The organism is Pelomonas nitida (assembly GCF_043555975.1).
Taxonomy (GTDB): Bacteria; Pseudomonadota; Gammaproteobacteria; order Burkholderiales; family Burkholderiaceae_C; genus Pelomonas; species Pelomonas nitida.
Genome location: NZ_JBIGIA010000021.1, coordinates 23,671 through 42,297, shown reverse-complemented (window position 1 = coordinate 42,297; position 18,627 = coordinate 23,671). Strand labels below are relative to the sequence as shown.

Genomic DNA, 18,627 nt, shown 5'->3' with positions numbered 1-18,627 from the left:
GCCGAGGAAGCTCCGGGGCACGCTTCAACGGGGGCTGTCGGGTCAACTCTCGACCAACGAGCTCCAGACTCGCAGCTGGACCATCGCGCTGTCCCTGGCCAATCGATTCCGGGTCATCCGCACGCTCGATGTTGCCGTCGCCTGTTACCCCGAGCGGCCGTTCAAGACGGCCTTGGGGGCTGCCCAGCGCGCGGTCCGAGGGATGGTCAAGGCCAACCTGCTGAGGCGCTACAAGACGGCACGGTTCCAGACGACCTATGGCCTCACCGCCCGAGGCGCAGCCTGGCTGGCCGAGCGCGGTATCGAGGCCCAGGCTTCGGTTCGGCGGGTGAGCGACATGACAAACCCGGAGCACCTGCTCTGGGCTCAGTGTCTGGTGCTTTGCGCCGAGCAGCGTGGTCTGCAGGCGCTGACCGAGCGCGAGTTGCTCGCCAAGCTCAATGAGGGGGCCAATCCGGGCTCGCCAATGCGCGGGGGCCTGCTCGTGGCGACCGCTACCGTGCGTGGCAAAGCACGCCGGATTTCGTTGCGCCCTGATGCTGTGGTACTGGAAGCAGAGGGGCTGACCGCCATCGAGGTCGACTGCAGCGCCCGCGGCTCACAACGGGCGGCATCGCTATGCGCTGAGGTGCTCAGCATCGGTCGCACGACCACGGTCGGCGCCGTCCTGCGTCGAGTGGTCGTCTACTGCCGAACACCTCGCATCCGCAATAGGGTCAGTGCGACGCTTTCAGCACTCAAGCGCGACCAGGACGCCCTCAGCCTGGACGACGGCCGCTGTCGGCTCAAGGTCGGCGAGCAGCCCGACGAGTACGAAGTCTGGAAGGCCAAGGAGGTTCCCATGGGGCCTACGCACAAGGCGTTGCGCGAGGTACTGGTCGGGCGCGTCATTGTGCAGGACCTTCCAGTCTGGCTTCCGAAGTACCGGGCAGATGGGCGGCAGCAGCACGCTGAACTCGGCTGGCTCGACGACAACTATCTGCCTTGGCGACGGCCGGCATCCGATGGTCCTTGGGCGGCGCCAACCAGTCCGCTGTTGACCTTCGCAGTCTCTCGATAGATAGGCCCGTGCGCTCCTTGACCCGCCAGGGCCTTCGCGTAGCGCGCGACGGTCGCTACACGTGAAGCGCAATTCCGCGCACACGAGGCCAAAGAATGGATTCCCTGAAGACCCTGAGCTATCCGCCATCAAGGCATACCGGCCAGCGAGCCCGTTTGTTCCCCGCAACCATCATGTCGCCGGAAGAAGTCCAAGCGGGTATGCCGCCGGGACAGCAAGGCGTGGCTGACCAGCTCCGCGGCCACTGGATGCTGTGCGGTGATGTTGACCACCGCATGTTTAAGCTGCTGATGTCGTCAAAGGTGTATGAGGTCGGCCACCGGGCCAGTGCGTTCACCTCACCGACAGGCAGCGGCTACGCGCTGTTCACCCACCAGGTCGGCGCGCACCAGCACCGCTTCGTGCTGCCCATGTGGTCCGAGGAGGTTCGCCATTACCTCGACGCGCTGGAACATGAGCCTTACGGCTTCATGCTGGGCGACGAGGGTGAGCGCTCTGGCTGGGTCCTGCCCGGTGTGGCCACGGCCGACGAACTCGCGCCGCTGCGCGAGCTGTGCCTGAAGCAACCTGCGCTGTCAGACGAACTGCTCGCAGAGAGCCAACGGGGCGTCGACAACGAGCCGACGTGGTACACGGTGCGGGTGATGAAGGAGGACAAGCCGACGCTCGACAAAGGCGACTTCGTCAAGGTCACTGGCAAGCTCAAGACGGACTACTACCTCTCTCGAGAAGGCAAGCCGACCGGGACGCTGCTCATCATCGCGTTCGAGGCGGCCAAGATTGCCAAGCCTGCTTCAGTCGCGGCGGAGGGAACAAGCTAATCCTGGCTCAACAATGTAAGGCCACTAAGACCAACGCAGGCATCAAGCCGCTGACGTTCGAGCAATTCGAGAAGGACCACCCGGCGGGTTGGTCCTTCTTCTCTCGTCGCCTCCAAGCGTTTGGGGCCGCCTATCAGAGGGGCCGGCTGCAATCCTCAGGCATCTTCAACAGCCTACTTTCGCACGCCAGACCTGGGCGACGGCTTGCGTCCCCGACGCCCTTGACCGTTCAGAACCACGAAGCCGCGCCCCGGCTCCCAAGGACGCGCAGGGATAGCAGGAAACTTGATGCGCGCGAAATGCTTCACCAGGCGGTCGAATGGCAGGTCGGAGCCATAGCCGTCGGTCACAGTGCCATCCCCGGTGGTGTGCCCCAGCGCCCGCTGCAAGTACTTGGTCGGAACATCGGCCGCCTCGAGCAAGTCCTTCATGCAGTGGCGGAGCGAGTAGAGAACCTTGCGGCTGTCGTCGATGCCGAGCTTGCGCTTGTAGCGACCGAAGAACTTGGAGAAGGAGCCCGACAACTTGCCATGGAAGTCCTTGCGTAAGGTCGGGAAGAAGACCGTCTCCCCCTTGGACCGCAGCCAATCAACATATCGCAGGAGGCCAAGGTCAACCAGTTCCCGTGACACCGGCACCCGACGGATAGAGACCGCGTTCTTGAGTGTTCGCCGGTGCGACTCTGGCACCTCGGCATCGTCGAACAGGTCCCTGTCCTCGTCGCTCGGCCTGTCGACAATGCGCAGGTACCAGCCAAGTTTTTCATCATTGGCGAGGTCGCTCAGGGCAAGGCCCGCCACCTCCTCTGGCCGCGCGCCGGTGTAGAACATCAAGATGGGAATCCAGTAGCTGGCCTCGCCCGACTGCCCCTGCGAGCGCTTGTGTTCGGTGAAGACCTCTGAACCGAATAGCGTCGCCAGTTCGCCCGCATCAAAGGGCAGACGACGCTTTTTCCGCTTCTTGACACTGCTTTCCTTGAAGCCCAGCGTGTTCGCGGCCGGGTTAAAAGGCAACACATGCTTGCCCACGGCAATCTTGTAGATGGCCCGGAGCTTGGAAAGCCGCTCATTGATGGTCGGCACCTCAAGCCGGGACCGCATGTCCTGCGCGAAGGCGGTCATCAGTTCCGGCGTGACCTCACCGGGCTGGCGAACCCCTTGGCTCGCTGCGTAGCGGCGCAGGTCACGCCAGGGGGTCTGAGACGCAATGGTGGTCGGCTTGGGGCGATTCTCGACATAGTCCCGCCAGGTCGCGAACACCTTGTCCCATGTCGGTGCGTTTGGGTCTTCGGGTGCGCGCTCGGGAGCCACTGCCGGCAGTGGATGCAAACCCTCCGATGCCACCTTGGCGGTGTCGACCAAATCACCTCGCTGTCGAGCAAGCTGATGGTCCAGACTCTCGACCACTGCCCGCAGGAAGACGTTGGAGGCACGCCTCGCTTCGTCCCCGTCCGGATTGAAGTCGAGCCCACAGAGGTACAGGAAACCATGCAGGGCCGGAAACACGCCGAGGCTCTTGCCTTGTGCGAGCATCCTTCCGAGCTCGGCGCGTTGGGTGGCGAGCTGGTCGCCGAGGTCCTCGAACTCGACGTCCCCCAGGCCTTGTTCCCGGTAGTGCTCGTCGTTCAACAGAACCTGACGCACCCAGAACTTGGCAACGCCGCGCAACTGTTCGTCGTCAAGTTTCGAGATGCGCTTGGCAGCGAGTGACGCCCTGCCGAGGTCGAGCTCGCGCCGTCGCTGTTGGAACTCCGCATCAATCCGGGTCAGTTCGGTGCGTGCGAGCTCCTTGGCTTGTCGACGGTCGCTCGTGCCGAGGCTACGGAGGATGTGTTCCTGCCCGCGCGGGTAGGCCGCGCGAAGAGCCGCCGGGATGCGGCGGCGCACATAGAGGATGCCCTGCTTGCCGCGGGCGTAGATAGATTCAGAGACTGCTTTCATGGTCTGCTCCACATGGGTTGTGTGACAGACCGTGTGGCAACCATGTTTAGTCACCAAGCGAAAAGGCCTTGATTTCCAATGAAATCAAGGCCTTACGCGCTCAAGCAGAAATTTTGGGGTGGCTGATGGGACTCGAACCCACGACAACAGGAATCACAATCCTGGACTCTACCAACTGAGCTACAACCACCGCTGAGCCATAAAGTATAGCCTAAAAATTAAGGCGCGCTAGCTGCCGAAGCAGGAGATGCAATTTTAATTGCAGCCTTGTACTGCGACTTGAGTGCCGCGAGGTAGGCCTGGCCTTCCGCACGCGCCCAGGCGCTGGCGTATTGCTGTGTGGCACGCTTGTCATCAACGATGGCCGGGTCACGCGGTTGCAGCTGGTTGATGCGCACAACCACATAACTGCCGTCGTCTGCGGACACGCCGATCACGGTCGGCAGCTTGGCAGCATCCGCACCCAGCACAGCCTCGAGTTGAGCACGCGTGAAGTTGGCCGGCTTGGCACGCGAGATGGCGACCGCCGCATCCAGGCCTGCCGTGTCCGTCGGCGTTGCCTTCATGGCTGCCAGGCGCGCTTCGCCAGCTTTGCGGGCTTCGGCGCTGGCGAGCGTGTTGACGAGTTGCGCGCGCACCTTGTCCTTCACATCAGCCAGCGGCGGGATACGGGCCGCGTTGTATTGCGTGACATGCGCGGAAACGAGCTGGCTCGGGCCTGTTTCGACCGACTCGGTGTTGCGCTTGTTGTGCAGCGCCTCGTTGCCAAACACGGCGTCCAGCAGCTTGGTCGATGCCAGCGGGCCGGCGGCACCCGGCGCGGGCTTGCGCGTCACGGTCGCAGTCTGGATCTGCAGCTTGAGCTTGTCGGCCGCGGGCTGGAGGCTGTCGGACTGTTCGTAGACCAGATTGCCGAACTGCTCGGCCGCTTCGGAGTAGCGGCGCTGGGCGAGTTGCTTGCGCACTTCGGACTCCACTTCCGCACGCACCGCCTCGAAAGGCTTCTTCTCGCCGCCGCGAGTGCCAGTCAGTTGGATGATGTGGTAACCGAAGTCGGTCTCGACCAGATTGCTGATCTCGCCTTGCTTCATCGCGTAGACGGCCGCGTCGAATTCCTTGACCATCGCGCCGCGGCCGAAGAAGTCCAGGTCACCGCCGTTCACGGCCGAACCTTCGTCCTGCGAATTCTTCTTGGCGACCTCGGCGAACGAGGCGGGGTTCTTGCGGACCTGAGCCAGCAACTCCTCGGCCTTGGCCTTGGCCTTGGCGCGCTCGTCGGCCGGCGCGCTGCGCTCGACCTTGACGAGGATGTGGCTGGCACGACGCTCTTCAGGCACGCCGTAGCGCGAGGCGTTTTCCGCGTAGTACTTGCGCAGATCGTCTTCCGTGAAGCTGACGTCCTTCTTCAGCGCCTCGAGGTCGAGAACGACGTACTGGATCTGCGCCGTCTCGGGCAGCTGGAACTTGGCCGAATTGGCTGGATCCTTGTAGAAGGCTTCGAGATCAGCCTCGCTCGGATTGATCTTGGCAGCGAAGTCCTTGACATCGAAACGCTGCGTCTGCACTTCACGCTGCTGCAGCAGGGAATCGAACGCCAGCTTCGCAATGGCACTACCAGCCACCGCAGAAGCCTCGACGGGAGCGGTGACCTGGCGCAGCGCATAGTCCTGGCGCAGACGCTCGAGGAAGCCCGACGGCGTCATGCCCTGCGCGGCAAGCAGGCCGGCGTTGATCGTGGCGCCATCCGCGTTGCGCAGGAAGGCGAACTGCGGGTCAGCCCAGAAGCGCGCCTTGGTTTCCTCAACGGTCGGCGTGAGGTGCTGGTGTTCAGCAGCCGCCTTCAACGTGCGCTCGGTGACCAGGCTCTCGAGCGCCTGATGCTTGGCCTCGGGCGTATCCAGCAGCTTGGCGTCGATGTTGGGGTTCTGGCGGCGGATGCGGTCGTTCTGCTCGCGCTGCGCCACCTCCCATTCGCCTTGCGTGATCTTGCGGCCATCGACGCTGGCCACGCTGGCATTGGCGCCGCCCATCATGCTCGTGTAGCCCTGCATGCCGACGAAGGCGAAGGACGGCAGGATCAGCAGCAACAGGATGAACTGGAACAGGCGCGTGTGGGCGCGGACAAATTCAAACATCTCGGAAAGCCTCGAGGGGTCTTGGGCGGCCGGTCAGGGCACGCATGAAATGCAAGCCAGAACGCGACGAAGGCGAACCGAGGTTCGCCTTCGAAGGGAAACGGATTCTATGGTGGGCGCTGACGGGCTCGAACCGCCGACAATCTCCGTGTAAGGGAGGTGCTCTACCAACTGAGCTAAGCGCCCGGTAAACCGGGGTGCGCACAAGGCGCCGAAACCAGCATTATCAGTTCACGGCATCCTTCAGCGCCTTGCCGGGCTTGAACTTGGGCACCTTGGCCGATTTGATCTTGATGGCTTCATTGGTCCGCGGGTTGCGACCGGTACGGGCCGCCCGCTTCGTGATGCTGAAGGTGCCGAAGCCTACCAGCGATACGGTGCCATTCTTCTTCAGCGTCGTCTTGACGCCGCCGATCACGGCTTCGAGCGCACGGCCGGCAGCGGCCTTGGAGATGTCCGCTTGCTTGGCGATGTGCTCGATCAATTCTGATTTGTTCACTCGTGCCCCCAGGTTGGATTCAGCGGTTGGGCCCTGCCGTCGCGGACGATCGACAGGGCTGCTAGCGACTGGCCACCCGCGTACTGCCGGAAGCCCGAACTGGCCGTAGATTCGACGGCCCGGGCTCGCGCGGGGAAGCGGATTCTAGACGGGCGCCAGACGCCGGGAAGGGCAGGAAAAGTCCCGATACAACTCGGGCCGCGCTCAGCCGGTCAGCGAGCCTTGGCTCGGATCTCCGGTGCGGCCTTGCGCAGGTAATACACCATCGACCAGATGGTCAACACCACCGCCGCGTAAATGAGCCATGTCCCCCAGACCTGGGTGTCGATGACGCCAAACAGATGGCCGTGAAAGAGCAGGAAGGGAATGGCCACCATCTGCGCCGTCGTCTTGAGCTTCCCGACCATGTGCACGGCCACGCTGCGCGATGCACCAATCTGCGCCATCCATTCGCGCAGCGCCGAGATCGTGATCTCGCGGCCGATGATGACCAGCGCGACGAAGGCATCCACGCGCTGCAGCTTGAGCAGCACCAGCAGCGCTGAGCACACCATCAGCTTGTCGGCCACCGGGTCGAGGAAGGCGCCGAAAGACGAGGTTTGGTTGAGTTTGCGAGCCAGGTAGCCGTCCAGCCAGTCGGTCAGTGCGACGACGATGAACAGGCCGGTGGCAAACAGGTTCTGATGCGCTGGTGTGAGGTCCAGGTAGAACACCCCGACGATGAGCGGGATGGCCACGATGCGGGCCCAGGTCAGCAGAGTCGGCAGAGTCAGGAACATATGGGGCATTGTGCCCAAGGCGCAGCCCTCTCCAACCGCTGCGCTACCCCGGCGTGGTGCGCGGGTCTCAATTCAGCGTGAGGGGCTTGAAGCGGCGGTCTTCCTCGAACAGGAAGGTTTCGGTGAACTTCCAGGGCTCCGGCATGCGGCGCACATCGCCGAACGGCGCCGCGCGATGCACGGCGTCGATCGCCATCTGCAGCGTTTCTGGCGCATAACGCGGCTTGCGGATGACGTTGACGCGGCGCACGCTGCCATCGGCCCGGACCTCGACTTCGAGCACGATGACCGTCAGCAGATGCGTGGGCGCCGTCGTCGTGAATGTGCGATCCGGATTGGCCAGCACGAGGCGCTCGGCGGCCTGGCGGCGCAGCTCCTCCTGCGTGCGCACGGCGCGGGGCGGCGTCAGGCTGGGCGCAGCGCGCGACAGCGGCGCTGCCGACGGCGCCGCGGGCGTGGCGGCAGGCACGGCGGCCACAGCAGGCGGCGCTGCTGACGGCGCCGTCACGGGCACAGGCGCGGGTGCCCGGGGTGCGGCGGTGCAGCCGGCAAGCAGCGGGCCAAGCAACCAGCGCAACGCGCGTTTGACAGGGGCGATCACGGGCATGACGTCTCCTTGACGCTGCGGCTCAGTGCAGCGCGCGATAGATCTCTTCGGCCAGCTCGCGGGACACGCCTTTCACGCTGGCCAGTTCGTCGACACTGGCGCCGGCCACGCCACGCACGCCGCCAAAACGTTGCAGCAGCTGCGCGCGCTTCTTGGGGCCGACGCCCGGCACATCTTCCAGCCGCGAGCCGCCGGTGCGCGTGGCGGCGCGCTTGGCCCGCATGCCGGTGATCGCAAAACGGTGCGCTTCGTCACGGATCTGCGCAATCAGCATCAGCGCCGCCGAGTCCCGACCGAGGTAGACCTTCTCTCGACCATCGGCGAACACCAGCTCCTCCAGGCCGACCTTGCGTCCCTCGCCCTTCTCGACGCCGGCGATGAGGCCCAGATCCAGCCCCAGCTCCACGAACACCTCGCGCGCCATGCTGACCTGGCCCCGGCCACCGTCCACCAGCACCAAGTCCGGCAGCCGCCCGGTGCCGAGCTGGGCCGCCTCGGCCATCTTGCTGTAGCGGCGCGTCAACACCTGGCGCATGGCGGCGTAGTCGTCACCGCCCGTGATGCCCTCGATGTTGTAGCGGCGGTATTGGCTGCTCTGCATCTGGTGGCCTTCGAACACGACGCAGCTCGCCATCGTCGCCTCGCCCGCCGTGTGACTGATATCGAAGCACTCGATGCGGAAGTTGTCGATCTCCGTGACCGAGAGATCCAGCGCCTCGATCAGCGCCCGCGTACGCGCCTGCTGCGAGCCCTCCTCTGCGAGCAGGCGCGCCAGGGCCAGCTCGCCGCCCTTGACGCACATCTCCAGCCAGATGCGGCGCTGGCCGCGCGGCTGGGCCTGCACGGTCACGCGGCTGCCGCCCTGCGCGCCCAGCGCCTCGGCCAGCCCGGCATCGACCGCTTCGCTGACGACGATGAGACCTGGCACCGGCGCCGCCAGGTAGTGCTGCGCCATGAAGGCCTCCAGTACCTGGCGCTCCGGGGACAGGGCATCCTCGTCGTCCAGCCGCACGGCGGTGGCATCGTCCACATGCTTCGGAAAGAACGCGCGGTCGCCCAGGTGGCGCCCGCCGCGCACCATGGCCAGGTTCACGCAGGCCTTGCCGCCCTGCACCTTCACCGCCAGGATGTCCACATCGCGGTCGCGGCCGGTGGCGCTGCTCTCCTCCACCACCTGCTGCTGCAGCACCTTGGACAACGCCTGGATCTGGTTGCGCACCTCGGCCGCAAGCTCGTACTCGAAGCGCTCGGCGTAAGCGCCCATCTGCAGCTGCAGCGACGCCATGACCTCGTCGGTCTCGCCGCGCAGAAACGCCTCGGCACTGCGCACGTCGCGCGCGTATTCGCCCGTCTGGCCGGCCGGCACACAAGGGCCGGAGCAGCGCTTGATCTGGTGCAGCAGGCAGGGTCGGCTGCGGTTGTTGAAGACGCTGTCCTCGCAGGTGCGCAGGCGGAACACCTTCTGCATCAGCTGGATGGATTCCTTCACTGCCCAGGCGCTGGGAAACGGCCCGAAATACTGATGCCGCTTGTCCACCGCACCACGGTAGTAGGTCATGCGCGGGTAGGCGTGCGACGTGATCTTCAGATAGGGGTAGCTCTTGTCGTCGCGGAACAGGATGTTGAACCGCGGGTTCAAGGTCTTGATGAGGTTGTTCTCGAGCAGCAGCGCCTCGGCCTCGGTGCGCACGACGGTGGTCTCCATGCGGGCAATGCGCGCCACCATCATGCCGATGCGGCTGCCGCCATGGTTCTTCTGGAAGTAGCTGCTGACGCGCCGCTTCAGGTCCTTGGCCTTGCCGACGTAGAGCACGTCGTCCTTGGCATCGAAATAGCGATAGACCCCCGGCAGCGCAGGCAGTGCATTGACTTCGGCCACCAGGCGCTCGCGCTGCTCGCGGGCGGCGGCCTCCAGCTCGATGGCGCTCTGCCGCTCGGCGGCTTCGATGGCGGCGCGCTCGGCCAGGAACTGCGCGCCGGCGTCGGCGCTGGGAGGGGTCGTGCTGGACATTGCCGGGATTTTGGCCTGGGACAATGCCGGCGATGAGCTCTCCGCGCCTTTGGGAAATCTTCTGCCGCGTCATCGACAACCATGGCGACCTCGGCGTGTGCTGGCGGCTCGCGCGTGATCTGGCCCGGCGCGGTGAGCGCGCGCGGCTCTGGGTGGATGACGTCAGTGCGCTGGCATGGATGGCCCCGCAGCACCCCGCAGGCATCGAGGTGCGCCCCTGGCCCGCAGGCGATGTCGACGTGGTGCCGGGCGATGTCGTCATCGAGGCCTTCGGCTGCGACCTGCCCGACCCCTTCGTCGCCCGCATGGCCGCCCGCCGGCCCGCGCCGCAGTGGATCAACCTCGAATACCTCAGCGCCGAAGACTATGTCGAGCGCAGCCACGGCCTGGCGTCACCGCAGTTCAGCGGCCCCGGCCGGGGGCTGACCAAGCACTTCTTCTATCCGGGCTTCACGCCGCGCACCGGCGGGCTGCTGCGCGAAGTGGCGCTGGCCACGCAGCAGGCCTCGTTCGACGGCGCGGCCTGGCTGGCGCAGCACGGCTGGGCACCGCGCCCCGGCGAGCGCGTCGTGAGCCTGTTCGCCTATGCGAACCCGGCCCTGCCCGCGCTGCTGCAGGCCTTGTCGGGCCGGCCGACGCTGCTGCTGGCCTGCCCGGGGCCGCTGCAGGCGCAGGTTGCGAGCGGCCCCAACCTGCGCACGATCGCCCTGCCCTATCTGCCGCAGGACGACTACGACCGACTGCTGTGGGCCTGCGACCTGAACTTCGTGCGCGGCGAGGATTCCTTCGTGCGCGCGCAGTGGGCGGGCAAGCCGTTCGTCTGGCAGATCTATCCGCAGCACGATGACGCGCACCACGCCAAGCTCGAAGCCTTCATGGCGCGGGCCGAACTGCCGCCGGCCTGGCGCGCGCTGTGGCGCGGGTGGAACGGCCTGGCCCCGATGCCGCCGGCCCTCACGGGCCTGGACGAAGCCGCCGCGCACGCACCAGGCTGGCGCAGTCAGCTCACCGCCCAGCCCGACCTGGTGACGCAATTGCAAGGCTTCCTGGGGGCTTGCCGCTAGAATGCCCGGCTTTGCCGCGCCACACCGGACATTTCTGGGGGCTGGTGCGCCAACAGCCGAAGCCCGCCTTCGGCCCCCAACTCGAGATATCGCACCATGAAACTCGCTCAAGAAATCCGCGCCGGCAACGTGATCATGCAGGGCAAGGACCCGATGGTCGTCCTGAAGACCGAATACAGCCGTGGTGGCCGTGGCGCCGCCACCGTGCGCATCAAGATGAAGAACCTGCTCAACGGCGCCGGTGCTGAACTCGTGTTCAAGGCCGACGACAAGATGGAGCAGATCATCCTCGACAAGAAGGAGTGCACCTACAGCTACTTCGCCGACCCGATGTATGTGTTCATGGACACCGAGTACAACCAGTACGAAGTCGAAGCCGAGAACATGGGCGACGCGCTGTCCTACCTGGAAGACAGCATGGCTGCGGAAGTGACCTTCTACGACGGCAAGGCCATCTCCATCGAACTGCCCACCAGCGTCGTGCGCGAAATCGAGACGGAACCGGCCGTCAAGGGCGACACGTCGGGCAAGGTCATGAAGCCCGCCCGCCTGAAGGGCACCGGCTTCGAAATCGCCGTGCCGCTGTTCGTCGAAAACGGCGACAAGATCGAAATCGACACGCGCACGCACGAGTACCGCAAGCGCGTCTAAGCCGGTCTCGACCGCCACGGACAACGCCGCCCTCGGGCGGCGTTTTTCATGCGGCAGCCGCCTCGCCTCGGCAGCCCTGCTTCAAGACTTGAAGCCGTCGCCCTTCACCAGCGCCAAGGCTTCCTCGAACGAATAGACGGTGCGGTGCACCCGGCCGGCGTCCAGGCGGTCGACCGGCATCGTGCCGTCGAAGGCATGGATCATCAGCAGCAGATGCGCCGCACCCAGCCGGTTCAGCACCTCGGTGACCCGTTCCCACTCCTCGACCGTGGCAGGTTCGCCGGCCGTCACGAGGATCATCGTGCCCACGACATCGGCGCGCGCACCTTCCGGCGGCTCGGCCAGCTCGCCCAGCGTCACATGGCGCGCATCCACGCCATCGGCGCGCAGCGCCCGGGCCAGCAGTTCGGCAACCAGTTGCGAAGCGGCACCCGACGTACTCAGGCACAGCGTGACCGAGCCCGGCGCGACGTTCAATGCGCCCTGCCAGCGGCCGGCCGTCTGCATGCGGGCATCCCGCAGCGTCAGGCCGAGGCTGCCTCCGTCCAGCACCGATCCGCGGTGACGCCGGGCCGGCCGGCTTTCGTGCGCGAGATCCGCGAACACCTGGACGACCACCTGCTGGGCCACACGCTGCTGCTCGGCGCTGATGAGCTGACGCTCGACATCGCCGCGCGCCAACTCCAGCGCCGGCATCACGATCTTGTCGCAGTACGACGCCAGCGAACGTCGCCGCACATAGCTGCGCGCCTCGGCCAGGATCTCCACCGCGTCGCCACTGAGGCAGCGCTGGTAGAAGCGCTGCGACAAGGTCAGCGCCGGCGCATCGCCGAACAGGATGTCGAAGAAGGCCAGCGCCGGCACATGCCGCCCCGCCACCACCAGGCACAGCGTCAGCGGCGTGGACAGCAGCAGGCCCACCGGCCCCCATAGCGCACCCCAGGCCACCGCCGAGACGACGACGGAGAACGGCGACAGCCCGGTCGTGTGACCGTAGAGCTGCGGCTCCACGACGTTGGCCACCAGCAGCTCCACGACGACGAAGACCAGCAAGGCCATGTAGGCCAGATGCCAGCCCGGGTCCACCGCCGCGGCGAAACCTGCGGCACAGGCGGCCGCCGCCGGAAAGCCCACGTAGGGGATGAAGCGCAGCAGACCCGCCAGCAAGGCCCACACGGCGGCCTGCGGCAGCCCCAGCAGGGCCAGCGCGATACCGACCACCACCGCCACGCCCAGGTTCACCGCGAACTGCGAGACGAAGTAGCGCGACAGCCGCTCGCCTGCGTCGTTGATCGCATTGGTGGCGCCGCGCAGGTCTTGCCCACCGACCAGGCGGATCAGCCGGTCGCGCAGCGAGTCCTGCTCCAGCAGCACGAAGATCAGCACCAGCGCCACGACACCCAGCATGCCCAACGGCCCCCAGACTGCAGCGAGGGCCTTGGCCACCAGGCCGGCGGCGTCATCCGCCGCCGCCGCGGCAGGCGCGGCCACCGGGGCATGTGGAGCGACGGGCGCCACCGGAAGCAGGTCCTCACGAAGCGGCGCGGGCGCGGCGGCTTCACCGATCAAGCGTCCGGCCCTGTCCTTGGCCTCAGCGATTCGGTCGATCGTCAGGGCACGCACCGCGGCTGCCTTGGCCCGCACATTCGCTTCGTAGCTGGGCAGGCTGCTGGCCAGCGCGCCCACCTGGGAAAACACGGCGCAGCCGACGCCGAACACGACTGCACCGCTGAGCGACAACGCCGCCAGCGCCGCCGCCGTCTGCCCCAGGCCCAGCCGGCGGATGCGCCGCACCACCGGCGCCAGCGCGAAGCCCAACATCAACGCCAGCACCACCGGCACGAGCACATCACGGGCCACGTACAGCAAGCCCAGCACGGCCGTGCCGGCCAGGATCTTGAGCGCCAGTACGGTGGAAGGTTCGGTCGGGGCGGGAGCGGGGGCTGGTGTCGGGACTGGAGGGGTCATGGTTGTGACGACGCGGCGCCAAACGGCCGGCCGCGTATTTCAACCTACAACCCGAGCCCTGCCGACATGCATCTTGCCGCCGACCCGATTCTGGCGATCAGACGGGCCAGCGCAGAACCAGCGCCAAGCCCCCTCGACAAAGGCGCCCGCCGCAGCGGGCGTCTTGCGTCAAAGCGCGTCGTTGGAGAGGTCGGGGATGTCCAGCTCGGGCTCGGCGTCGATCTCGCTGTCGAAATCGGCCGAGGCCGAGCCGCGCAGCGGAATCCACGGCCGGTCCAGCGGGCGGTAGACGCGGCGCTGCAGCCGCGCCAGGCGGTCGGAGCACTCGATGGCGTGCATCACCTCGTCGGGCGAGATCAGCATCGCGAAGGGGTCTGCCAGATTCGGGGTGGTGGACAGCATGGTGGGCCTCGGGCGTTTGTCGATGTATCCACTGTAGGCAGTGGCCCCGCTCCCTAGAAGTCGGCCCAGCGCGGTAGGGGCTGTAAGACTTTGCCTTACACGCCCACCACGCCCCGCCCCGCTCTATGGCTGGCGGCCGGCGCTCGGGCGCTGCGCCATGGCGGCGCGCAGCTCTGCGGCCACCCGGTCGCGGCCACCACGCTGGGCGAAGTCCGCAGCCGTCAGTTCCTGCTCGTTGGCCGCACGGGGCTCCGCGCCCGCCTTCAGCAACAGCGGCACCAGGCTGCTGTTGCCATAGCGCGCCGCCATCATGAGCGGCGTCGTGCCGTTGTCGGAGCGCGCATCCAGCGCCGCGCCGGCTTCGATGAGGTAGGCCGCCACGCCGTTGTCGGGGCCGCTGCACGCATAGTGCAGCGGCGTCCAACCCTTGCGGTTGATGGCCGCGCCGCGCTTGACCAGCGCCTGCACGGCCGGCAGCGAGCCCCGCAGCGCCGCGAGCATCAACGGCGTCTCGCCGCTGGCGTTGGCGGTGTTCACGTCGAGCTGCGGCGCCAGCAGCAGGCTCTCCAATGCATGGGTCGAGCCCTCGCGCACCGCCGTGAACAGGGCCGTGCGGCCACGTGAATCCGTGACATTGGGGTCCACGCCCTTGGCCAGCAGCGCCTTGACGACGCGCGGGTCGTTCATCTCGGCGGCCATCACGAGGTCATCCACCGGCGTGGCGACGGCCGGCAGCGCGAACGCGGCCGCCATCAGCAGCGCAGCCCAGCGCCTCATGCCGGCTCCGGCAAGCGGAACAGCCGCCGTGTGTTGGCGGCGGTCAGCGCGGCCAGTTCGGGCACCGGCAGGCCAACGGCCTCGGCCACCGCCTTGGCCACATGCGGCACATAGGCGGGCGTGTTGGTCTTGCCGCGAAACGGCACCGGCGCCAGGTAGGGGCTGTCCGTCTCGATGAGCAGGCGATCCAGCGGCAGCAGCTTCAGCAGGTCGCGCAGGTCCTGGGCGTTCTTGAAACTGACGATGCCGGAAAACGAGATGTGGTAGCCGCGCTCGATGGCGGCCAGCGCCACCTCGGCCGACTCGGTGAAGCAGTGGAACACGCCGCCGGCCTGCTCGGCGCCCTCTTCGTCGAGCACGCGCAGCGTGTCGGCAGCACTCGAGCGGGTGTGGATGACCAGCGGCTTGCCCGCCTGCCGGGCGGCGCGGATGTGGGTGCGAAAGCGCTCGCGCTGCCATTCCATGTCGGCCACGCTGCGGCCGTTCAGGCGGTAGTAGTCCAGCCCCGTCTCGCCGATGGCGACCACGCGCGGCCGGGCGGCCAGCCGCACCAGTTCGTCCACATCGGGTTCACGCATGTCCTCGGTGTCCGGGTGGACGCCGACGGTCGACCACAGCTGCTCGTGGGCCATGGCCAGCGCGTGAACGTCCTCGAACTCCTCCATCTGTGTGCAGATACAGATGGCCTGCTCGACCTGCGCCTGGCGCATGTCGGCGAGGATGGATGGCAGGTTCTCCCTCAGCCCGGGGAAGCTGAGGTGGCAATGCGAGTCGACGAACATCAGAGCGTCTGCGTGGGCTTGCTGGACGACACCAGCGTGCCCAGGATCTCTTCGATGCGCACGCGGATGACCCGCGTCTTGTCGTCACCCGGGAAACGCACGCCCACGCCCTGCGTGCGGCCGCCGGACGCATTGGCCGGCGTCAGCCACGCCACCTTGCCGGCCACGGGGTAGCGCTGGGTGTCTTCGGGCAGCGCCAGCAGCAGGTAGATGTCCTCGCCCAGCCGGTAGTCCCGCGTGGTCGGCACGAACAAGCCGCCCTCGGTAAAGGCCGGGATGTAGGCCGCGTACAGGGCCGACTTCTCACGGAAGACCAGCTGAATGACGCTCGGCCGCGAGCCAGACGTCGCCCCCTGGCTGGGGGTGGCCGGCGACTGGGCGCCGCCGAATTGGCTGGGCTGGGATTGCTTGGGGGTCGCGTCGCTCATGGCGCGAGTGTAAGAGCCTGGAAACGCGCGGCGGCCACGCCCACGGCGGCCGTTTTCAGGCTCAACGAATCGACGCCGTGACCGCCGCCTGGGCTTGTGCCACCAGCGCCTCGATCCACAAGCTGGCGTTCAAGGGGTGATCGGCGTGCCGGGCCGCGCGCCGCAATTCGGCCTCCCAGGCCAGCAGCGGGGCCGCCTTCTTCGGCGACGGCAGCGACGCCGCCGCGAAAAACTGCCCCGGCTGGCCGTGGCTGCGGCGCACCAAGTCATGGCAGAGCCGCTGCAACGCGTCGATGGCCCGCGGCGGCGCGAGGTCGGCCAGCGACTGCGTCTCCCCGCGCGCGATGCGCTTGGGCAAGGCCTGCCAGGCGGCGTCCGTCAGCCCGGCCTGGAACCATTCCAGCGCCTGCTGCGGCCGCCCGCCGGTGGCCGCGAGCAAGCCCTCGGCGCCCTCGACACCACGGGCCGCCAGCCAGGCCAGTGCCGCACCGCGCTCGGGCAACGCCAGCGGCAGCGGCTGGCAGCGGCTGCGGATGGTGGGCAGCAGGCCCGCGCTGTCATGGCTGGCCAGCACGAAGCGCAGCAGCCCCGACGGCTCCTCCAGCGTCTTCAACAGCGCGTTGGCCGCGACGCCGTTCAGCGCCTCGGCCGGGAAGATGACGACGACCTTGGCCCTGCCGCGCGCCGACGTGGCCTGCGCGAAGGCCAGCAGGCTGCGCACCGCCTCGACCTTGATTTCCTTGCTGGGCTTGGCCTTGCCGGCCTTGGCGTCCGGCTCCTCGAACGGCAGCCCGAGCGACTCGCGTGCGGGCGCTTCCAGCGCCTCGGGCAGCAGCAGCTGGAAGTCGGGGTGCGTGCCGCTGGCGAACAGTTTGCAGCTGGCGCAGTGGTCGCAGGCCGGCTGGCCCGGGGCCGCGGTTTCGCACAGCCAGCTCTGCGCGAGCTTGACCGCCAGCTCCAGCTGGCCCACGCCCGCCGGCCCCTGCACCAGCAGGGCATGGGAGCGCGCTCGCGTGAGTGCGTCGGCCAGCGGCGCGCTCAGCCAGGGCAGATCGGCGTTCAGCATGCCGGGTACCGCGCTTGCAGCACGTTCAGCACGGCGGCGCCCACCTCGGCCACCGTGCCGCTGGCGTCGATGCGCACGATGCGCCCGGGCGCCTGTGCGGCGCGCGCCGCGTAGGCCGCGCGCACACGCTCGAAGAAGTCCAGGTCCAGCTGCTCGATGCGGTCCGCCTCGCGGGCGCTGGCTCGGCGGGCCGCCGCCTGTTCGGCCGGCAGGTCGAACCACAGCGTCAGCTCCGGCTCCGTGCCTTCCTGAACCCAGTCGGCCAGCGTGTCCAGCACCGCCAGCGGCAGGCCCCGGCCGCCGCCCTGGTAGGCGAAGCTGGCGTCGGTGAAACGGTCGCACAGCAGCGTCTTGCCGGCGGCCAGCGCGGGCTTGATGACGGTCTCGACGTGGTCACGCCGGCCGGCGAACATCAGCAACACCTCGGTGAGCGAGCCCATGGCCTCACGGAGCACGAGGTCGCGCAGCGCCTCCGCCAGCGGCGTGCCGCCGGGCTCGCGGCTGAGCTGCACGTCGGCACCGCGCGCGCGAAACCAGTCGGCCACCGCCTGGATGTGGGTGGACTTGCCGGCACCGTCGATGCCCTCGAAGCTGATGAATCGTCCCGTCACTTGCCGCGGATGTATTTGTTGACCGCGCGATTGTGCGCGGCGAGGTCGTCACTGAACTCGCTGCTGCCGTCGCCACGTGCAACGAAGTACAGCGCTTTCACGGGCGCCGGGTTCAGCGCTGCCTGCAGCGACGCCGCGCCCGGCATCGCGATCGGCGTGGGCGGCAGGCCGCCCCGCGTGTAGGTGTTGAACGGCGTGTCAGCCTGCAGGTCGCGCTTGCGCAGGTTGCCGTCGAAGCCGTCGCCCAGGCCATAGATCACCGTCGGGTCGGTCTGCAGCGGCATGCCCAGGCGCAGCCGGTTCACGAACACGGCCGCGACGCGGCTGCGGTCCGCCGGCGAGCCGGTCTCCTTCTCGACGATGGAGGCCAGCACGAGCGCCTCCTCGGCCGATTTCAGCGGCAGGTCCGCCGCGCGCTGACGCCAGGCGGCCGCCAGGCGCTTCTTCATCGCCTCGCGGGCGCGCTTGAGCACAGTGAGATCGCTGACGCCACGACTGTAGGCATAGGTGTCGGGGAAGAAGCGCCCTTCCGGCGCGACACCGGGCTCGCCCAGCGCCGCCATGACCTCGGCGTCGCTCATCGCCGCTATGCGTGACTTCAGCGCCGGGGCGGCCGCCAGCGCCGCGCGCATCTGGCGCCAGTTCCAGCCCTCGATGACGCGCAGCTGCTCCAGCACCTGGTCGCCGCGCACCATCTTGTCCAGCAGCTCGTAGGGCGTGATGCCCGCGTGCACCTCGTAGCTGCCGGCACGGATCTGCTTGGCCTGGCCTGACCACTTGAACCACTGGTAGAGCACCCGCGAGTCGGCCTGCACGCCCGCCGCCACCCAGGCACGGGCGACTTCGGCGGGATTCGTGCCGGGCTCGACGGACAACTCGACCGAGGGAGCCGCCAGTGTCAGCGGACGGTGCAGCCATTGCCACACGCCAGCGGCGGCCAGCGCCGCGATCAACAACAACGCGAGCACCGCTCGCCACATCCACTTCATGCCCTTGCCCGAGCCCTGCCCAAAGGGGGCTGATGAT

18 protein-coding genes and 2 tRNA genes are annotated in these 18,627 nt (G+C 67.5%); 4 read left to right on the top strand and 16 right to left on the bottom strand.

From position 1 onward, the window contains the following. Window positions 1–202: 202 nt before the first annotated feature. Both ACG00X_RS21305 and ACG00X_RS21300 read left to right on the top strand, forming a co-directional pair. Window positions 203–1,060, top strand: a complete 858-nt coding sequence (locus tag ACG00X_RS21305) for a DNA-binding protein (RefSeq protein ID WP_394491310.1) — start codon at window positions 203–205, stop codon at window positions 1,058–1,060. A gap of 95 nt (window positions 1,061–1,155) precedes the next feature. After that, window positions 1,156–1,881 carry a single stranded DNA-binding domain-containing protein gene (locus ACG00X_RS21300; RefSeq protein WP_394491308.1) on the top strand — a complete coding sequence of 242 codons (726 nt, stop codon included), beginning with the start codon at window positions 1,156–1,158 and terminating at the stop codon, window positions 1,879–1,881. 173 nt (window positions 1,882–2,054) lie between these two features. Here ACG00X_RS21300 and ACG00X_RS21295 read toward each other — a convergent pair whose 3' ends face one another. The 8 genes from ACG00X_RS21295 to uvrC form a co-directional block, all read right to left on the bottom strand. Next, window positions 2,055–3,821, bottom strand: a complete 1,767-nt coding sequence (locus tag ACG00X_RS21295; RefSeq protein WP_394491306.1) for a DUF6538 domain-containing protein — start codon at window positions 3,819–3,821, stop codon at window positions 2,055–2,057. Between the two features lie 114 nt (window positions 3,822–3,935). Next, a tRNA-His gene (locus ACG00X_RS21290) sits at window positions 3,936–4,011 on the bottom strand. 28 nt (window positions 4,012–4,039) lie between these two features. After that, window positions 4,040–5,956, bottom strand: coding sequence for a peptidylprolyl isomerase (locus ACG00X_RS21285; protein WP_394491304.1), 1,917 nt, complete (start codon window positions 5,954–5,956; stop codon window positions 4,040–4,042). A gap of 110 nt (window positions 5,957–6,066) precedes the next feature. Then, window positions 6,067–6,142 (bottom strand) — tRNA-Val (locus ACG00X_RS21280). 40 nt (window positions 6,143–6,182) lie between these two features. After that, window positions 6,183–6,467: an HU family DNA-binding protein gene (locus ACG00X_RS21275; RefSeq protein WP_394491355.1), complete on the bottom strand. Its 285-nt coding sequence runs from the start codon at window positions 6,465–6,467 to the stop codon at window positions 6,183–6,185. A gap of 200 nt (window positions 6,468–6,667) precedes the next feature. Further along, complete coding sequence (gene pgsA / locus ACG00X_RS21270) at window positions 6,668–7,234, bottom strand: CDP-diacylglycerol--glycerol-3-phosphate 3-phosphatidyltransferase (RefSeq protein WP_394491302.1); 567 nt, start codon at window positions 7,232–7,234, stop codon at window positions 6,668–6,670. Window positions 7,235–7,301: 67 nt separating this feature from the next. Beyond that, complete coding sequence (locus ACG00X_RS21265; protein ID WP_394491300.1) at window positions 7,302–7,841, bottom strand: hypothetical protein; 540 nt, start codon at window positions 7,839–7,841, stop codon at window positions 7,302–7,304. A 22-nt stretch (window positions 7,842–7,863) separates the two neighbouring features. Beyond that, window positions 7,864–9,852, bottom strand: coding sequence for an excinuclease ABC subunit UvrC (uvrC, locus tag ACG00X_RS21260; protein WP_394491297.1), 1,989 nt, complete (start codon window positions 9,850–9,852; stop codon window positions 7,864–7,866). A gap of 32 nt (window positions 9,853–9,884) precedes the next feature. Here uvrC and earP point away from each other — a divergent pair, with 32 nt between their 5' ends. Both earP and efp read left to right on the top strand, forming a co-directional pair. Further along, complete coding sequence (gene earP, locus ACG00X_RS21255; protein WP_394491295.1) at window positions 9,885–10,916, top strand: elongation factor P maturation arginine rhamnosyltransferase EarP; 1,032 nt, start codon at window positions 9,885–9,887, stop codon at window positions 10,914–10,916. Window positions 10,917–11,012: 96 nt separating this feature from the next. After that, complete coding sequence (efp, locus tag ACG00X_RS21250) at window positions 11,013–11,567, top strand: elongation factor P (protein WP_394491292.1); 555 nt, start codon at window positions 11,013–11,015, stop codon at window positions 11,565–11,567. 81 nt (window positions 11,568–11,648) lie between these two features. Here the strand turns inward: efp and ACG00X_RS21245 are convergent, their stop codons facing one another. The 8 genes from ACG00X_RS21245 to mltG form a co-directional block, all read right to left on the bottom strand. Next, window positions 11,649–13,535, bottom strand: a complete 1,887-nt coding sequence (locus ACG00X_RS21245) for an AI-2E family transporter (protein WP_394491290.1) — start codon at window positions 13,533–13,535, stop codon at window positions 11,649–11,651. Window positions 13,536–13,703: 168 nt separating this feature from the next. Continuing rightward, window positions 13,704–13,937 (bottom strand): hypothetical protein, encoded by a 234-nt coding sequence (locus ACG00X_RS21240; protein WP_394491288.1) that lies wholly within the window; start codon window positions 13,935–13,937, stop codon window positions 13,704–13,706. Between the two features lie 123 nt (window positions 13,938–14,060). Next, the gene (locus ACG00X_RS21235; RefSeq protein WP_394491286.1) at window positions 14,061–14,714 is read right to left on the bottom strand and encodes an ankyrin repeat domain-containing protein; all 654 of its coding nucleotides are present in this window, start codon (window positions 14,712–14,714) and stop codon (window positions 14,061–14,063) included. Next, window positions 14,711–15,496, bottom strand: a complete 786-nt coding sequence (locus ACG00X_RS21230; protein WP_394491284.1) for a TatD family hydrolase — start codon at window positions 15,494–15,496, stop codon at window positions 14,711–14,713. The genes ACG00X_RS21235 and ACG00X_RS21230 overlap by 4 nt, the downstream gene beginning before the upstream one ends. Then, window positions 15,496–15,924, bottom strand: a complete 429-nt coding sequence (locus tag ACG00X_RS21225) for a PilZ domain-containing protein (protein ID WP_394491282.1) — start codon at window positions 15,922–15,924, stop codon at window positions 15,496–15,498. The genes ACG00X_RS21230 and ACG00X_RS21225 overlap by 1 nt, the downstream gene beginning before the upstream one ends. A gap of 61 nt (window positions 15,925–15,985) precedes the next feature. Next, window positions 15,986–16,990, bottom strand: a complete 1,005-nt coding sequence (locus tag ACG00X_RS21220; protein WP_394491279.1) for a DNA polymerase III subunit delta' — start codon at window positions 16,988–16,990, stop codon at window positions 15,986–15,988. Next, a complete protein-coding gene (tmk, locus tag ACG00X_RS21215; RefSeq protein WP_394491277.1) occupies window positions 16,984–17,601 on the bottom strand; it encodes a dTMP kinase in 618 nt (205 codons plus the stop codon). The genes ACG00X_RS21220 and tmk overlap by 7 nt, the downstream gene beginning before the upstream one ends. Next, window positions 17,598–18,590: an endolytic transglycosylase MltG gene (mltG, locus tag ACG00X_RS21210; protein ID WP_394491275.1), complete on the bottom strand. Its 993-nt coding sequence runs from the start codon at window positions 18,588–18,590 to the stop codon at window positions 17,598–17,600. The genes tmk and mltG overlap by 4 nt, the downstream gene beginning before the upstream one ends. Window positions 18,591–18,627 lie beyond the last annotated feature (37 nt).

What these genes read in the sequence shown, in the direction of transcription:
- ACG00X_RS21245 (WP_394491290.1), bottom strand. Translation starts at nt 13,535, where the DNA reads ATGACCCCTCCAGTCCCGACACCAGCCCCCGCTCCCGCCCCGACCGAA.
- ACG00X_RS21225 (WP_394491282.1), bottom strand. Translation starts at nt 15,924, where the DNA reads ATGAGCGACGCGACCCCCAAGCAATCCCAGCCCAGCCAATTCGGCGGC.
- ACG00X_RS21305 (WP_394491310.1), top strand. Translation starts at nt 203, where the DNA reads ATGGTCAAGGCCAACCTGCTGAGGCGCTACAAGACGGCACGGTTCCAG.
- ACG00X_RS21295 (WP_394491306.1), bottom strand. Translation starts at nt 3,821, where the DNA reads ATGAAAGCAGTCTCTGAATCTATCTACGCCCGCGGCAAGCAGGGCATC.
- earP (WP_394491295.1), top strand. Translation starts at nt 9,885, where the DNA reads ATGAGCTCTCCGCGCCTTTGGGAAATCTTCTGCCGCGTCATCGACAAC.
- ACG00X_RS21220 (WP_394491279.1), bottom strand. Translation starts at nt 16,990, where the DNA reads ATGCTGAACGCCGATCTGCCCTGGCTGAGCGCGCCGCTGGCCGACGCA.
- ACG00X_RS21235 (WP_394491286.1), bottom strand. Translation starts at nt 14,714, where the DNA reads ATGAGGCGCTGGGCTGCGCTGCTGATGGCGGCCGCGTTCGCGCTGCCG.
- ACG00X_RS21285 (WP_394491304.1), bottom strand. Translation starts at nt 5,956, where the DNA reads ATGTTTGAATTTGTCCGCGCCCACACGCGCCTGTTCCAGTTCATCCTG.
- uvrC (WP_394491297.1), bottom strand. Translation starts at nt 9,852, where the DNA reads ATGTCCAGCACGACCCCTCCCAGCGCCGACGCCGGCGCGCAGTTCCTG.
- ACG00X_RS21300 (WP_394491308.1), top strand. Translation starts at nt 1,156, where the DNA reads ATGGATTCCCTGAAGACCCTGAGCTATCCGCCATCAAGGCATACCGGC.
- ACG00X_RS21230 (WP_394491284.1), bottom strand. Translation starts at nt 15,496, where the DNA reads ATGTTCGTCGACTCGCATTGCCACCTCAGCTTCCCCGGGCTGAGGGAG.
- ACG00X_RS21265 (WP_394491300.1), bottom strand. Translation starts at nt 7,841, where the DNA reads ATGCCCGTGATCGCCCCTGTCAAACGCGCGTTGCGCTGGTTGCTTGGC.
- mltG (WP_394491275.1), bottom strand. Translation starts at nt 18,590, where the DNA reads ATGAAGTGGATGTGGCGAGCGGTGCTCGCGTTGTTGTTGATCGCGGCG.
- efp (WP_394491292.1), top strand. Translation starts at nt 11,013, where the DNA reads ATGAAACTCGCTCAAGAAATCCGCGCCGGCAACGTGATCATGCAGGGC.
- ACG00X_RS21240 (WP_394491288.1), bottom strand. Translation starts at nt 13,937, where the DNA reads ATGCTGTCCACCACCCCGAATCTGGCAGACCCCTTCGCGATGCTGATC.
- pgsA (WP_394491302.1), bottom strand. Translation starts at nt 7,234, where the DNA reads ATGTTCCTGACTCTGCCGACTCTGCTGACCTGGGCCCGCATCGTGGCC.